This window comes from Arthrobacter sp. FW306-07-I (genome assembly GCF_021800405.1).
In the GTDB taxonomy this organism is placed as follows: Bacteria; Actinomycetota; Actinomycetes; order Actinomycetales; family Micrococcaceae; genus Arthrobacter.
In genome coordinates, this window is record NZ_CP084550.1 from 173461 (window position 1) to 188052 (window position 14592).

At 67.3% G+C, this 14592-nt stretch carries 17 protein-coding genes; 9 read left to right on the top strand and 8 right to left on the bottom strand.

Going from position 1 to position 14592, the window contains the following annotated elements:
* Positions 1–18 precede the first annotated feature (18 nt).
* Positions 19–984 (top strand): nuclease-related domain-containing protein, encoded by a 966-nt coding sequence (locus tag LFT46_RS00850; protein ID WP_236821013.1) that lies wholly within the window; start codon positions 19–21, stop codon positions 982–984.
* On the opposite strand, the gene LFT46_RS00855 is transcribed toward LFT46_RS00850, so the two are convergent.
* Positions 944–1870, bottom strand: a complete 927-nt coding sequence (locus LFT46_RS00855) for a LysR family transcriptional regulator ArgP (protein WP_236821017.1) — start codon at positions 1868–1870, stop codon at positions 944–946. The genes LFT46_RS00850 and LFT46_RS00855 overlap by 41 nt on opposite strands.
* 94 nt (positions 1871–1964) lie before the next feature.
* Between LFT46_RS00855 and LFT46_RS00860 the strand changes: the two genes are divergently transcribed.
* Positions 1965–2537, top strand: coding sequence for a LysE/ArgO family amino acid transporter (locus LFT46_RS00860; protein ID WP_236821018.1), 573 nt, complete (start codon positions 1965–1967; stop codon positions 2535–2537).
* Between the two features lie 34 nt (positions 2538–2571).
* Complete coding sequence (locus tag LFT46_RS00865) at positions 2572–3048, top strand: DUF4190 domain-containing protein (protein ID WP_236800543.1); 477 nt, start codon at positions 2572–2574, stop codon at positions 3046–3048.
* Positions 3049–3083: 35 nt separating this feature from the next.
* On the opposite strand, the gene LFT46_RS00870 is transcribed toward LFT46_RS00865, so the two are convergent.
* Positions 3084–3782 (bottom strand): FadR/GntR family transcriptional regulator, encoded by a 699-nt coding sequence (locus LFT46_RS00870; RefSeq protein ID WP_236821019.1) that lies wholly within the window; start codon positions 3780–3782, stop codon positions 3084–3086.
* 134 nt (positions 3783–3916) lie between these two features.
* On the opposite strand from LFT46_RS00870, the gene LFT46_RS00875 reads away from it, so the two are divergent.
* From LFT46_RS00875 to LFT46_RS00885, 3 genes are read left to right on the top strand one after another with little or no spacing between them, the layout of a single operon-like run.
* Positions 3917–5287 carry an SLC13 family permease gene (locus tag LFT46_RS00875; RefSeq protein WP_236800545.1) on the top strand — a complete coding sequence of 457 codons (1371 nt, stop codon included), beginning with the start codon at positions 3917–3919 and terminating at the stop codon, positions 5285–5287.
* A gap of 49 nt (positions 5288–5336) precedes the next feature.
* Entirely contained in the window at positions 5337–6560 is a 1224-nt protein-coding gene (locus tag LFT46_RS00880; RefSeq protein ID WP_236821020.1) for a CaiB/BaiF CoA transferase family protein, read from the top strand.
* Position 6561: 1 nt separating this feature from the next.
* Entirely contained in the window at positions 6562–8079 is a 1518-nt protein-coding gene (locus LFT46_RS00885; RefSeq protein WP_236821021.1) for an acetyl-CoA carboxylase carboxyltransferase subunit alpha/beta, read from the top strand.
* 73 nt (positions 8080–8152) lie between these two features.
* Here the strand turns inward: LFT46_RS00885 and LFT46_RS00890 are convergent, their stop codons facing one another.
* The 5 genes from LFT46_RS00890 to LFT46_RS00910 form a co-directional block, all read right to left on the bottom strand.
* Positions 8153–8719, bottom strand: coding sequence for a dihydrofolate reductase family protein (locus LFT46_RS00890; protein WP_236821022.1), 567 nt, complete (start codon positions 8717–8719; stop codon positions 8153–8155).
* A gap of 67 nt (positions 8720–8786) precedes the next feature.
* Positions 8787–9263, bottom strand: a complete 477-nt coding sequence (locus LFT46_RS00895) for a LapA family protein (protein WP_236821023.1) — start codon at positions 9261–9263, stop codon at positions 8787–8789.
* Between the two features lie 208 nt (positions 9264–9471).
* The gene (locus LFT46_RS00900; protein ID WP_236821024.1) at positions 9472–9690 is read right to left on the bottom strand and encodes a hypothetical protein; all 219 of its coding nucleotides are present in this window, start codon (positions 9688–9690) and stop codon (positions 9472–9474) included.
* A 79-nt stretch (positions 9691–9769) separates the two neighbouring features.
* Positions 9770–9997 (bottom strand): hypothetical protein, encoded by a 228-nt coding sequence (locus LFT46_RS00905; RefSeq protein WP_236821025.1) that lies wholly within the window; start codon positions 9995–9997, stop codon positions 9770–9772.
* A 143-nt stretch (positions 9998–10140) separates the two neighbouring features.
* A complete protein-coding gene (locus LFT46_RS00910) occupies positions 10141–11547 on the bottom strand; it encodes an amidase (RefSeq protein ID WP_236821026.1) in 1407 nt (468 codons plus the stop codon).
* 210 nt (positions 11548–11757) lie between these two features.
* Between LFT46_RS00910 and LFT46_RS00915 the strand changes: the two genes are divergently transcribed.
* The 3 genes from LFT46_RS00915 (at position 11758) to LFT46_RS00925 (ending at position 13383) form a co-directional block, all read left to right on the top strand.
* Positions 11758–12084, top strand: coding sequence for a rhodanese-like domain-containing protein (locus tag LFT46_RS00915; RefSeq protein WP_142131663.1), 327 nt, complete (start codon positions 11758–11760; stop codon positions 12082–12084).
* Positions 12084–13064: a prephenate dehydratase gene (gene pheA, locus LFT46_RS00920; protein WP_236821027.1), complete on the top strand. Its 981-nt coding sequence runs from the start codon at positions 12084–12086 to the stop codon at positions 13062–13064. The genes LFT46_RS00915 and pheA overlap by 1 nt, the downstream gene beginning before the upstream one ends.
* A gap of 94 nt (positions 13065–13158) precedes the next feature.
* Positions 13159–13383: a hypothetical protein gene (locus LFT46_RS00925; protein WP_236800554.1), complete on the top strand. Its 225-nt coding sequence runs from the start codon at positions 13159–13161 to the stop codon at positions 13381–13383.
* A gap of 58 nt (positions 13384–13441) precedes the next feature.
* Here LFT46_RS00925 and LFT46_RS00930 read toward each other — a convergent pair whose 3' ends face one another.
* The gene (locus tag LFT46_RS00930) at positions 13442–14521 is read right to left on the bottom strand and encodes a diacylglycerol/lipid kinase family protein (RefSeq protein WP_236821028.1); all 1080 of its coding nucleotides are present in this window, start codon (positions 14519–14521) and stop codon (positions 13442–13444) included.
* Positions 14522–14592 lie beyond the last annotated feature (71 nt).

Below are 14592 nucleotides of genomic sequence, written 5' to 3' on the forward strand. Positions count from 1 at the left end.
AGGAAACGGGGACGTCCAATGGGGGCAGGAGACGGGGCAGCGGAGCAGTCCAGGCTGGCGGCCGAGCGCGTTGCCCGCCTGAAGCGCCGGCTCGACCAGGCCGAGTGCGCGACAAAGTCGTGGGATGCCGGGGCCGTGGGGGAGCGGGTGGTGGCCGACAAGCTCAGCGAGTTGGTCCCGCGCGGCTGGTACGTGCTGCACGATGTCCACTGGCCGGGCCGCCCCAAGGCCTACCTTGACCACGTCCTTGTGGGTCCCGGCGGGGTAGTGGTGATCGATTCCAAGAACTGGACCGGTGAAGTCCGGGTGGCATCTGGTGTGCTGTGGCAGGGCCGCTATGCCCGGACCCAGGCGGTGGAAGGTGCGCTGGCCCAGTGCGCTGCCGTGGCTTCCGTGCTGTCTCCGCCGCACCGCAGGCTGGTGCGCCCGCTCATCTGCATGGCCGCGCAGCCGGACCTGTTCGGGGTGACCGACTCGGATGTTGCCGTGGCCGGTTTCCAGCGGGTGGTGGCGGCCATCGAGGCGCTCCCGGCAGTGCTCGACCAGCAGGCAGTTGTGGGGCTGTACGCCCAACTGGGCCAACAGCTCACCCACGAGCAGGAGCCCGGTATCACTGCCCTTCGGAACGTGCGCCCGGGAACCGTGGTGCGGCCGGCAGGAGCACTTCCCCCCGCCGGCCCCTCGGCCGGCCCGCAGCGAAAGTCCAGTTCAGACGAGGACGCGGACCGGACTCGAAGTGTGTCGAGGCACCCCGCCGGCCGTGCCCTGCCTGCGAAGGGAGCGGCAAAAGGAACGCCGGCAAGAAAGTCCACGGGAGGCCGGCAGGCAGTCCCGGGACACCAGGCGGGAACGCCGGGGCGACCAATCCGCCACGGCCGGAACGGCAAAGCGCAGCAGCGGGGCGTTACCAGTGGAGGAAAACTCGCCCTGCTGGCGGCCTTCGTCATTTTTGCCGTCTATATCCTGCCCTACTTGGGCCGGTAGCTTCCCCCGATTCACCCGGCCGCAGCTGGTTTTTGGCGGCGCTGCGCACTGCGGCGGTGACCCGGTTGAGCCGTTCCGAATCGAGCGTCCAGGCCTGCCAGTAAAGCGCCACATCCTGGTAGGCGGTGTCATCCAGCCGGACCAGGGCGCCGTCGGCCAGCTCATCGGTGAGCTGGAGTTCCGGGATCATGCCCCAGCCCAGCCCGGCTGTGACCGCGGCGAGGAATCCCTGGGAGGACGGCACCAGGTGCGTGGGCGGAAGCTGCAGCACGTTTTTTGCGGTGAGCAGCTGCTGCTGCAGGGTGTCCTTCGTGTTGAATTTCAGGACCGGCATTGCGGCCCAATCCACGCGCCCGGATGCGGAAAAGCGCCGCCGCAGCCCCGGGGCAGCCACCGGGATGTACCGCATGGAGCCCAGCAGCTCCACCCGGCAGCCGCTCACGGGAACAGGATCCGAGGTCACAGCCCCCATGACGTCCCCCTCGCGCAGCAACTGGCTGCTGAAGCCCTGGTCCTCCACGTGGAGATCGATGGTGGTGTCCTCCCATTGCGCGGCCTGATGCAGGACGGGGACAAACCAGGTGGCCAGTGAATCCGCGTTGATGGCCACCGGCAGGTGGGCCCGCGCGTTCACTCCTGAACCAAGCGCTGCCGCCGTCTCCGCCTCCAGTACCTGCACCTGGCGGGCCATCCGCAGCAGCAGCGCACCGGCGTCGGTGGCGGTGCAGGGCAGCCGGCGGCGTACCAGGACCTGGCCCACCGAGGCTTCCAGGGCCTTGATCCGCTGGCTCACCGCGGAAGGGGTGATTCGAAGCAGGTCCGCGGCTGCCTCGAACGTTCCCTCGTCGACAACCGCCACGAGGGCTTTCAGGTGTTCAAGGTTCATAAAGACATCCTAATGATTCCCAAAGATCCTTTATTTGCCTGAACTTCGCCTGGATCCTACCGTCGTCCTTATGTGGACCGCAGGAATAACCGGAATGCTGACAGGCCTCGCACTGATCGTGGCCATCGGCGCGCAGAACGCCTTCGTGCTGCGCCAAGGCATCCGCCGGGAGCACATCGGTGCGGTGGTAGCCGTGTGCATGGCGGGGGACGCCGTGCTGATTGTCGGCGGGACGGCGGGGATCGGTGCGATTGTCACCCACTTCCCGGCGGCGCTGGAAGTCCTGCGCTGGGCCGGGGCCGCCTACCTGCTGTGGTTCGCGGTGCGCTCCTTCATGGCTGCGATGAAGCCCTCGGCCCTGGCAGGGCAGGCGCCCCGGTCGAAGAATTCGGTGATTGCCACCACCGCCGCCCTGACCTTCCTCAACCCCCATGTCTACCTGGACACCGTGGTGCTGCTGGGCAGCCTGGCCAACCAGCAGGGCCCCGACCTGCGCTGGATCTTTGCCGCAGGCGCGGTCACCGGGAGCGTGCTGTGGTTCTTTGGCCTGGGGTACGGGGCCAGGGCGCTGGCAGGCGTGCTCAGCAGTCCCCGCACCTGGCGGTGGATCGACGGAGCCATCGGCGTGCTGATGGTAATCCTGGCCATCCGGCTGGCGCTGCACTGAAGTAGGCTGTAGCCAGATTCATAGGGGAGAAATCATGAGCAACCAGCCATCCCAGGGACCTGACTACCAGCGCAGCGGTTCTTCGCCCTGGCCCGGCTACCAGCCGCCGCCGCAGAACCAGGGGCCTTCCTACGGGCAGCCGCAGTATGGCCAGTCCCAGTACAACCCGGGGCAGTACGGCCAAGGACAGTACAACAACGCCCAGTACGGCCAGCCCCAGTACTTCGGCCAGCCGTACTACGGCAGGGCGGTGGAACCGAAGACCCTGAGCATCGCCAGCATGGTCTGCGGCATCGCGTCGGTGATCATGGGCTGGCTGCTGCTGCCCCAGTTCGCCGCCATCATCACCGGCCACCTGGCCCTGCGCCGCGAACCCTCGGGCAAGGGAATGTCCATCACCGGCCTGGTGCTGGGCTACCTCTGCCTGCTGGGCTACGGCGCCATTTGGCTGCTGTTCATCATTGGCCTGGCCGTCGCCGCCACCACAGGGTCGAACACCGGCACCTTCTAGCAGCAGGTTCCCGCGGGCCTACGCCCTTGGCTGACCTAGCGGAGCAGTTCCACGTCCGAGACCAGCTCGATATGCGCCAGCATGGCCTTCGCGGCGGCATCCGCGTCTTGCGCACGGATTGCATCGGCGATCTTCCGGTGCGAGGCGAGGGATTGCTCGGGGCGTCCGGGCTGGCCCAGCGACTCCATCCGGGTTTCCAGGATCATCTCGGCGATGAAGGCCATCAGCTGCGCGAGCACCGAGGAGTGGGCTGCGGCGGTGACGGCTTGGTGGAACAGTTCGTCGCCCTGGGCGCCGCGGTCGCCGTCGTCGATTTCCTTCGACATGACGTCCAGGGCGTTGTCGATGGCGGCCAGGTCTGCGTCGGTCCGGCGTTCCGCCGCGAGGGCGGCAAGCTTGACTTCCAGGGTGCTGCGGGCTTCCACGATTTCCGGCAGCCGGCTCTGGTGCTCGCGCAGGCCCTTGACCACCGAGGCGACGCTGGGCCGCCGGGCCAGGACGGCGCCGGTGCCATGCTGCACATCGATCACGCCCAGTACTTCCAGGGCCACCAGGGCCTGGGCCAGCGTGGCGCGGGAAACCCCAAGCCGCTCAGCGAGGTCCCGTTCCGCCGGGAGGAGGTCGCCGGGCTTCAGCTGGGCGGACTCAATGTACGCAAGGATCTGCTCCACCAACTGTTCGTAAAGCCGCGGCCGCGAGACCCGCTCCAGGCCCAGCCGTGCTGTCTTCTCCACAAAGCCCTCCCTCGGACGTACCGGATCAGGATACCTGCTTCGTCTATTGACAGATAGACTCACTGTCTAAGAGGCTAGTCCAGTGAGCCAGTAACTCACGTCACACTCCTCGCACCCCCAATGGAGAACCAACGATGTCCGCTCCTGTCTTATCGATCATCATCCTGGCGGCGATGTTCCTGCTCGCCACCGTCCTGCCCCTGAATATGGGGGCGCTTGCCTTCGTCGGCGCGTTCCTGCTCGGCGCCCTGGTGCTGGGCATGTCCACCAACGAGATCCTGGCCAACTTCCCCGGTGGCCTCTTCCTGACCATCGTCGGCGTCACGTACCTGTTCGCCATCGCGCAGAACAACGGCACCATCGACCTGCTGGTCCGCGGCGCGGTCAAGCTGGTAGGCAGCCGCGTGGCCCTCATTCCCTGGGTCATGTTCGCCATCACCGCCGTCATTACCGCCGTGGGCGCACTGTCTCCCGCCGCCGTTGCCATCATCGCTCCCATCGCCCTGAGCTTTGCCGGCAAGTACAAGATCAGCCCGCTGCTGATGGGCATGATGGTGATCCACGGCGCCCAGGCCGGGGGCTTCTCACCCATCGCGGTCTACGGCGTTACGGTCAACGGCATCCTTGCCAAGACCGATCTCGCCTTCAGCCCCACGGCACTGTTCCTCTCGAGCCTCATTTTCAACCTGGTCATCGCGATGGTGCTCTTCGTGGTCCTGGGCGGCAAGAACCTCCTGTCCTCCAGGGTGGGCCACTTTGTGGAGCAGGCGGCCGAGGCCCGGATGTCCGTCAGCGTCGGTGCCAAGGCCGCCGGCGGCGACGTCCCCTTCAAGGGCTTCGGCTCCGGCATGTACGGCCCCCGGGACCCCGCCGGCGACGGTATCGCTGCCACCAAGGAGCGCAAGGACCGGATCCCGCAGCTGGTCACCATTGCCGGCCTGATTGTGCTGGCCGTCGTGGCCCTCGGTTTCAAGATGGACGTCGGCTTTGTGTCCATCACCATCGCCATCGTGCTGGCCCTGGTGTCACCCGCAGCGCAGAAGGGCGCCATCAACAAGATCAGCTGGTCCACAGTGCTGCTGATCTGCGGCATGCTGACGTTCGTTGGAGTGCTGGAGGAAGCCGGCACCATCAAGTTCGTGTCCAGCGGCGTGGCCGACATGGGAATGCCGCTCCTTGCAGCCCTCATCATTTGCTTCATCGGCGCCGTGGTGTCCGCCTTTGCGTCCTCCACTGCCATCCTTGCGGCCCTCATCCCGTTGGCCGTCCCGTTCCTTTCCACCGGCGAAATCGGCGCCGTGGGCGTTATCTGCGCGCTCGCCGTCTCCGCCACCATCGTGGACGTCTCGCCGTTCTCCACCAACGGCGCCCTGGTGCTCGCCAACGCCCCCGAGGGCGTGGACAAGGACCAGTTCTACAAGCGGATCCTCGGCTACAGCGGGATCGTCATTGTGGCCGGACCCGTCCTGGCGTGGCTGGCATTGGTGGTCCCCGGCTGGCTCTAACGGCCACCGCACCCCAACCCAGCCTGTTTTTTAGAGAGGAAACCAGAACATGAGCACCGAGAACCGCCAAGGCCCCCTGGCCGGGCACACCGTCGTCGACCTCAGCCGGGCACTGGCCGGACCGCACGCCGGCATGATGCTGGCGGACCTCGGCGCCCGTGTCATCAAGGTGGAAAACCCGGGCACGGGGGATGACACCCGGGGCTGGGGCCCGCCCTTCGTGGGCCCGGAGGACGACCTGCAATCCACCTACTTCATGTCCTGCAACCGCAACAAGGAATCCATCACCCTTGACCTGAAAAGCGACGACGGCAAGGCAGTGCTCCGCGGCCTGCTGGAACGGGCAGATGTCGTGATCGAGAACTTCCGGCCGGGCGTCATGGACCGGCTAGGCTTCTCCACCGGCGCCATGCACGAGATCAACCCGCGCCTGGTGATCCTGTCCATCACCGGCTTTGGCCATGACGGGCCCGAATCCCAGCGCAGCGGCTATGACCAGATCCTGCAGGGTGAAGCCGGCCTGATGTCCCTCACCGGGTCGGGCCCGGACGATCCCCAGCGGGTGGGGGTTCCCATTGCCGACCTGCTCTCCGGGATGAACGGGGTGGCCGGCGTGCTGGCCGCCCTGGTGGAGCGGAACCGGACAGGCCAGGGCAAGGTGGTGCGCACGTCGCTGCTGGCATCGCTGATCGGGGTCCATGCCTTCCAGGGCACCAGGACCACCGTCGCCGGCGAAGTTCCGCAGGCCCAGGGCAACCATCACCCGTCCATCGCCCCCTACGGCCTGTTCAAGTGCAAGGACGGCAGCGTGCAGATCAGCGTCGGCAGCGAGAAGCTGTGGCAGTCGTTCGCTGCGGCCTTTGGCCTGGACCTGGCCGCCCCGGGCTTTGCCAGCAACGCCGAAAGGGTGCGGAACCGCGCAGAGGTGATTGCCGCCGTCGAACGGGCCTTTGCGGCGTACGGCGCGGAGGAGTTGCTGCAAAAACTGAACGACGCCGGGATCCCGGCCGGGAAGGTCCGCTCACTGGACGAGGTGTACGCCTGGGAGCAGGTGGCGTCCCAGGGGCTGGTGGTGGATGTGGAGCATCCCCTGCTCGGCAAAGTCAGCCTGCCCGGCCCGCCGCTGCGGTTCTTCGCCCCCGGCGACGCCGCCGAAACCACCGGGAAGCACCATGATGCCCCGCCGCTGCTCAACGAGGACGGGCCGGCGATCCGGGAGTGGCTGGGCCTCGCTTCTGCGGCCGGCAACGGCACGGCTCCCGGGGCCGAATAGCATGGCGACGGCGGAGAAGGTGCGGCACTTGAAAGCGACCGAACTGCTGGATGCGGTGGTGGACCCGGGTTCATTCATCTCATGGGATACGGAGCCGGAACAGCCGGTCCTGTCCTCTGAGTACGCCCGCGACCTGGCCAGGGCCCGCGAACGCAGCGGCGCGGACGAGTCGGTCATCACCGGTGCCGGTTTCATCAGAGGCCGCCGGGTGGCGCTGATCGTCAGCGAATTCTCCTTCCTGGCCGGGTCGATAGGCCACGCGGCGGCGCAAAGGATCGTTGCCGCCGTCGAACGTGCCACTGCGGAGGGCCTGCCGCTGCTGGCCGGCCCCGCGTCCGGGGGGACGCGGATGCAGGAAGGGACGCTTGCGTTCCTGTCGATGGTCAAGATCACCGGTGCCGTCCGGGCGCACCGCCAGGCCGGGCTTCCGTACCTTGTCTATCTGCGACACCCCACCACCGGCGGCGTCATGGCATCCTGGGGATCGCTGGGGCACATCAACGTGGCCGAGCCCGGCGCGCTGCTGGGATTCCTGGGCCCGCGGGTGTACGAGGCGCTGTACGGCGAACCGTTCCCTGAGAACGTACAGGTGGCGGAGAACCTCTTCCAGAAGGGTTTGATCGACGGCGTCGTGGAACCTGGCGACCTGGCCGACCTGGTGGGCCGGGCGCTGGACATCCTGGCCATGAAGGAGGGTGCCGCTGCAGGGGTTCCCGCTCCGCCCGAGACCCTCAACGTCCGCCCCTCGACCGTTGATGCCTGGACGTCCATCGAGATCTCGCGGCGGCAGCGGCGGCCCGACCTCCGCCAGTTGTTGAAGTTCGGTGCCACCGACGCGCTGCCCCTGAACGGGACCGGGCAGGGCGAGAAGGACCCGGGGCTGCTGTTGGCCCTGGCGCGCTTTGGCAGCCAGCCATGCATCGTGCTGGGGCATGCGCGTCCGCTGCGGAAGGACGCGGCCGGCATGGGGCCAGGTTCGCTGCGGGAAGCGCGCCGGGGGATGAAGCTGGCGGAGGAGTTGCGCCTGCCCCTGCTTACCGTCATCGACACCGCGGGCGCAGCCCTGTCGCAGGAGGCGGAGGAAGGCGGGCTTGCGGGTGAGATTGCGCGCTCGCTGCACGAACTGATCGGGCTGGAATCGCCGTCGGTCTCCGTGCTGCTGGGCCAGGGCGCAGGGGGCGGCGCCCTTGCGCTGCTCCCGGCCGACCGGACCATCGCGGCGCAGCACAGCTGGCTTTCGCCGCTGCCCCCGGAGGGTGCCAGTGCCATCGTGCACCGGACCACCGCGTTCGCCCCGAACATGGCGCAGGCACAGGGTGTGAACGTCACGGCACTGTATGCCAACGGCCTGGTGGACCACATCGTGGATGAGCGCGGCGATGCTTCTGTGGAACCACGTGAATTCTGCAGCCGGATGGCCAGGGCCATTGAGTACGAGCTGGTTTCCGTGGCCGGTGTTCCCGTGCCTGAGCTGGTGGCGGCCCGGGCCCGCAAGTTCGCCAGCCTGGGCTCCCGCTGACGCTCGGTTCCGCCGAGGGGCGCGGGGGTTTCCCGGTGCCCCACGCTCTGGACGCCTGATCCGGCCGGCGTTCCTAATCAGGCTTGTCCGGGGTGTACAAAGCCATGAGGACGCCGGTGCTTGTATGGTCGGCTTCGATGAGCCGCAGCGGGGTTTTGGTGCCGCCCGCGAAAAGCTGTTGCCCGTTGCCCAGGACGACCGGGTGGATCATCAGCAGGTATTCGTCAATCTGGCCGGCAGCCATGAGTGCGCGGATCAGCACTCCGCTGCCCATGATGACGAGGTTGGAGGCGAAGCTTTCCCGGAGTTCCTGCACGGCCGCGGGAACGTCACCGTGCAGGAGCATGGAGTTCGGCCACTCCAGCCTGGTTGCCGGATCCCTGGTAGCGACGTACTTCGGCGTGTTGTTCAGGGCCTCCTTGAAGGGGCCGCCCTGGGCGTTCCATGACGCGAGGAGCTGCCCGTAGGTACGCCGCCCGAACAGGAAGGCATGGTCCGGACCCGTCCGTTCGCCCATCTTCTGCACCGTGGCCTGGTCGGCGTAGGGAACCGCCCAGCCGCCGTCGCTGAATCCGCCCCGCGTATCCTCATCCGGCCGGCCGGGACCTTGCATGACGCCGTCGAGCGTCACGTGGTTCATCACCACAACCTTGCCCATCGCCAGCAGCCTCTCCTTGCCGGGCGGCTTTTCTGTATTGGCCGTGCCCCTACCTGCGCTGCTGGACCCTGGACCGGTGGGCGTTCCGGCGCAGCTGCAGGATCCGGGCGCCGCCTGCCACGGCCACCAGGACGGCGCCGGTCACGGCGGCGATGAACAGTGCCATGCCCAACGGGACGGATCCTTCGAAGCCCAGGAACTTCACCAGGACCAGCTCCTGGTTCTGGAGGATGAAGATGATCAGCAGGATCAGCAGCACCAGGGCTGCTACCACGGCCGCCCAGATGACGCCGGTGCGCGTTACTTTGCGTTCCGGAGCGCCGCCGGCCCTTGGGGTGGTTCCGGCGGCAGGTGTTCCCGGCTCACCCGCTGAGTAGGATGGCGCGTTGCCGTAGGTTGCGCGGTCTGCTGCCGGCTGGGCTGTGTTCGACGGCGTCATGTTTGAGGGTGCTGCGTTCGACGGCGTCATGTCGTTGTCCGTTTCCGGCCGACGGTCGGGCCCCGGAGTGTATTGTCCTGCGCTCATGCTCATCCCCTTTCCCAGAATGCTAAGCATGCTTATTGTTCAACCATAGACGCACTGCTGGGACAGCACAACGACCGGCGGGGCGGCGCCGTGAGTTGCGGCCGTAAGCTGCTGCATTTGGGGCAGGCTGCAGGGAAGACCGCGGAGGGGCCCTCCATGAGGACCCCTCCGTTGATTGCTGACTTTTGCGCGGGCAGGTGCCCGGACGTCAGACCCTCTCCCTGCTCCGTTGGGTCTTGTCCCCGTCGGCGGAGGGGGTGCGCGGCGCAGGGGTCCTGCGCCAGTTGGGGAAGGCCCAGAACGTGAAATTCTGTGCCTTGACCGGCTCCTCCGGAGGTTCCGCAGGGGTTTCCGGTTCCGCTTCAGGCCGGCGCGTGGCTTCTTTCTTCGCGCCCCACCCGAAGTCCTTGCTCGATGCGTAGCACATCACAGACCTCCTTATGGTGACTGCCCTTTAATCGTCCTCCTGCCGGGCGTGGGAGTCGAGAGAGCAGCGCAGGAAGCTGTCAGTCGCCGCTGGACACCACGTCCTCCGCCTCCTGCGGGCGGTGGAACTCGCAGGGCCCTTGATGGCGGAGGGGGAGGAGGCAGGTCCGGCCCGTGGGCAGGTGGACCAGTCCGCACCTGCCGGCCAAGGCCACGTCCTCCCTGACGTTGGCGTTGCTCAAGTCCGGCCGTTCGTCGTCGACGGTCTCGGTGGGCCCGGCGCTCGCCGCAGCCTGTTCAGCGTTCATGGTGGCAACTCCTGGTCGGGGGAGGACGGATGCAGGTGCAGAAACGTGCATTTCCAGTTTGCGCGGCCACGGTTACCAGCGGGTTAAGACGGCGTTAGATCCAGGTCAACAGCCTCGGGGGGCCGCCTAACAGGCCGGCTTTCCTAGAAGCCCAGCTGACGCGCCACCTGCAGGAGGAGGGTTTCCGACCCCATAGGCCCCACCAGTTGGATGCCCATGGGAAGCCCGCTGCCGGCGGTTCCTCCCGTCCAGTGCACGGGAAGGGTGATGGCCGGCAGTCCGCACACGTTCACCATGGAGGACCATGGCGCGTATTCGCACTGTTTCCGGTAGTCGCCGTCGGCATCCCCGGGCCACTCGGCGGCCGGCCAGCGGTCGCTTCCATGGGCCGTCCCGGTGAACCAGCCCACCGGCCGCGGAGTCTGTGCCAGCGTGGGCATCAGCATCATGTCCCACTGCCCGTACTGTGCCAGGGTGTCGTGCTGGAACTGCCGCAGGAAGGCCAGCGCCTCGGCGAGCTTGGCCGGGCTGCGCTGCTGGGCCCGCCGCCGGAAGGTCCTGGTGAGGGGTGCCAGCAGCGCCTCCCGCGTGGGGCTGATCCTGGTGGTACCCACCCCCGCGGTCCAGGCCGTGGTGAAGGCATCTGGATAGCGGTTGTCGTAGCGGATGTCGGCATCACCAAGAGCATGGCCGGCCTGCTCCAGGAGGGCAACGCCCGCGCGCAGCGCGTCCAGGGCCTCCTGCTCCAGGGTGAAGGGGAAAGTGCTCGACCACGGGCTGTCCAGCGTGACACCAATCCTTACCCGCGGTGGCTCCTGATGCAGCGCCTGGAGGTAGGCGTGCCCCGGGGCCAGGACGTCCATCATCAGTGCCGTGTCCCCTGAACTCCGGGCGAGGGGCCCGGGCACCACCAGCCGGGCGGGGTCGCCCGCGCTTTCCCCGGCCGTTACGAGGCCCCGTCCCGGCTTCAACCCCACCAGGCCGCACGCGGCCGCCGGAATCCTGACTGACCCGCCGCCGTCGGTCCCCGGGGCGAAAGGCAGCAGCCCTGCCGCCACCGCAGCGGCGCTGCCGCCGGAGGAGCCTCCCGAGCTCCGGCTGGGTGCTCGGGGATTGCGCGACGGCGGTGCGATGCGGTTTTCGCTGTACGCGGTCAGTCCAAATTCGGGCACCTGCGTTTTGCCCAGGACGGTCACGCCGGCATCCCTAAAGAGTGCCACCAGCGGGCTGTCGACGGGGGCAGGTTTGTGCTCCAGTGCGGCGCTGCCGTGCGTGGTCACCACGCCCGCGACGTCGGTAAGGTCCTTAAAGGCAATCGGCATGCCGTGCAGTGTGGGCAGGTCCGCGGCGACTGTCCGCGAGTGCCGGATGTCCGCTGCACGGGCCTCCTCCAGGGCCTGGTCCGCAGTCGCGGTGATGAAGGCGCCCAGGAGGGGGTTCTGCTGCTCAATCCGTGCCAGGAAATGCTCGGCTGCCTCCACCGCGGACACCGTTCCGCTCCGCAGGAGATCCCGCAGGTCCAGGGCCGGGAGTTCGTGGAGTTCAGCCATGCAATCGCGCCACCGTTCGTCGTCCGGCAGCCGGTTCCATGTTGCGGCCGGGGAGTGGCAGTGCCCCGGTGAGGGTGGCGATCTGTCGGGACATGGAAACCTCCTTGGGTTCCTCCAGCCTAACCCGCGGCTTTTCCGGCTTCTTCAAGGCGGCAAGGGGCAGAAGGGCTAGGCTTAAAGCGAACTCTGATCCGCCAAGACAGGACTCCGATGAGCGATTTCGATACCGTCCCCGTCCACGACGTCCCCGCTGACGCAGTGATCCTGGATGTCCGGGAGGACTACGAGTGGGTTGCCGGTCACGCCGACGGCGCACTCCACATCCCCATGGACCAGATCCCGGCCCGGCTCGGCGAACTCGACCCGGATGAGGACCTCTATGTCATTTGCCGCACGGGCGGGCGGTCCTTCCGCGTTGCCCAATGGCTTACCGGCCAGGGTTACACCGCCATCAACGTCTCCGGCGGCATGGACCAGTGGCTGGAATCCGGCAAGCCCCTGGTCTCGGACAACGGACTTAAGCCGCTGGTCCTTTAGTGCCCGGCAGTCCCCGAACTTACTCCTTCCTGGGACCGGAGGGCACCTTCACCGAGGCGGCCCTCCTGCAGGTGGCTGATGCACCCCAGGCCGTCAGGGTCCCGGCCTCCAACGTCAATGCCGCCCTTGACAGGGTGCGCGACGGGTCAGCGGACGGTGCCATGGTCCCCATCGAGAACTCGGTGGAGGGCGGAGTCACTGCCACCCTGGACGCGATCGCCTCCGGCCAGGAACTGCGCATCCTCCGCGAGGTCCTGGTTCCCATCAGCTTTGTCCTGGTGTCCCGGCCCGGAGTAGGAGTGGAAGACGTGCGGCAGGTGTCCACCCACGGCCATGCCTGGGCCCAGTGCCGGTTGTGGGTGGAGAAGCATATACCTGAAGCGGAATATATGCCCGGCTCATCAACAGCTGCAGCGGCACTCGGACTGCTGGAGCGGGACTGCACCTACGACGCCGCAATCTGCGCCCCGCTCGTTGCCCGGGAGCACCCGGAGCTGTCCGTGCTGGGAGAGGACATCGGCGACAACCCCGGTGCCGTGACGCGCTTCATCCTGGTCAGCCGGCCCGGTGCACTGCCGGCGCCTACCGGAGCAGACAAGACGACCCTTGTGGTCCCGCTTCCGGAGGACCGTCCGGGCGCTTTGATGGAGATCCTGGACCAGTTCGCCAGCCGGGGCGTCAACCTCAGCCGGATTGAATCCCGGCCCACCGGGCAGTACCTGGGCCACTACTTCTTCAGCATTGACGCGGACGGCCATGCCTGCGAAGCGAGGGTGGCGGATGCGCTCGCCGGGCTGCACCGCATCAGCCCGGGAACCCGCTTCCTGGGCTCGTACCCCAGGGCTGACGGGCAGGCCACGCCGGTGGCGGCGCACACCTCCGATGCAGCCTTCTCGGCGGCGCACACCTGGGTCCAATCCATACTTGCCGCGGAATCCGTCGCAGGTGAAAGCGGTTCCGAGGCTTCGCGCACAGCGTAGGCGAATGCCTCTGGAGGTACTTCCGCGGGCTGTGGACAATGCGTATGCTTGCTTGATCCACATGGGGTATGGCCCCTGATGAAGGGAGCGGGTCATGACCAGCAGCAATGACAACGACGGCCAGGGGATGATCGTCAACCCCAAGCCGACGGCGGACAACCAGGATTGGGACGGGGACGACGCGGACCGCGCCGACCGCCTGCGCTTCGAGGAGGAGCAGGCCATGATCCGCGAGCAATCCGAAGCCCACGCCGCTGCCAAAGAAGCCCATGCCGCTGCCAAGCAGGCCGCTGACGCGGAGAAAGAGTCCGGGGCCTGAGCTGGATCCCGGCGCTGCGTAATGCCGGCATTCCACCCGGCGCTGCATTTACCCCTTATTAGCGCGCGGTTGCGCCGGTGGCCTGTACCTGCCCTTTCACCCGGATCAGGAGCGACCGGGGCTCCACCTGAACCGTAAGCTGTGTCGCTTCCCCTGATGTGTCGCCGTCGAGCTGTGTGGGCATGGGCTCGGGGCACTTGATGACCACCCTGGTTGACCGGTACACGGTCATGACGGGCAGCTTTCCGCTGTGCTTGAACATGATTTTCACGTACATCAGGAGCCAGCCAAGGGCGCTGCGCGGGCTCATCACCACTACGTCCAGCATGCCGTCGTCGATCATGGCCTGCGGGATGAAATCGATGCCGCCCGGTACCAGACCACAGTTGGCGAACAGCACGCTGCGGATGTTCCGGATCTGCTCGGGGCTCCCGTCCAGGGCGATGGATACCCTCTTCCGCCGGCCGGGGAGGTGCCGCACACCGGCCTCCGTGTAGGCCAGCCAGCCCACCGCCTTCTTCAGTCCTGCGTTGGTGTCGGCCAGGACCTCCGCATCCATGCCGATGCCTGCGATGACCAGGAACACGTGCTCGGAGTAATGCCCGGTCCGCGAGTTCTCAATGGCCATGCGGGCAGTGTCGATATAGCGCTGGCGGCCGAAAAGCGCTGTCTGGACGTTGCCGTGGAGGTCGTTCACGTCCAGGTCCACGTTGCGGGCCAACAGGTTGCCGGTGCCCAGCGGAATCAGGCCCATGGCAACGTTGGTGCGTGCGAGGGCCTCAGCCACCACGCGTACCGTGCCGTCCCCGCCGCCCACCAGGACGACGTCGGGCTTTCCTGCCAGTGCCGCCTGCATCTGGGAGAATCCCGGGTCCTCCGCCCTCGTTTCGAAGAAGACGGGCTCGTCCCACCCGGCGGCAAGGCAGGCCCTGTGAATCATTTCCCGGGCTTCGCCAGCCCTGGCCTTGATGGGGTTCAGGACTACTGCCACGCGCTGCTGCGCCAGCCCGGAGTCATAAGCTTCGCCGGCCACGGTACTGCGAACGTGCAGGGCCTTGAGGCGCCGCACCCCCCACCAGCTGGAGGTGGCGAAGGCAAGCGCCACCGCAATCAGCAGGTAGAGAATCCAGTCGCTCATGGTGTTTCAACAGTAGCCCGGCGCGCGGCGGGAGGGGGCACGGAGCCGGCCGCCCGCCGTCGTGCAGTGAA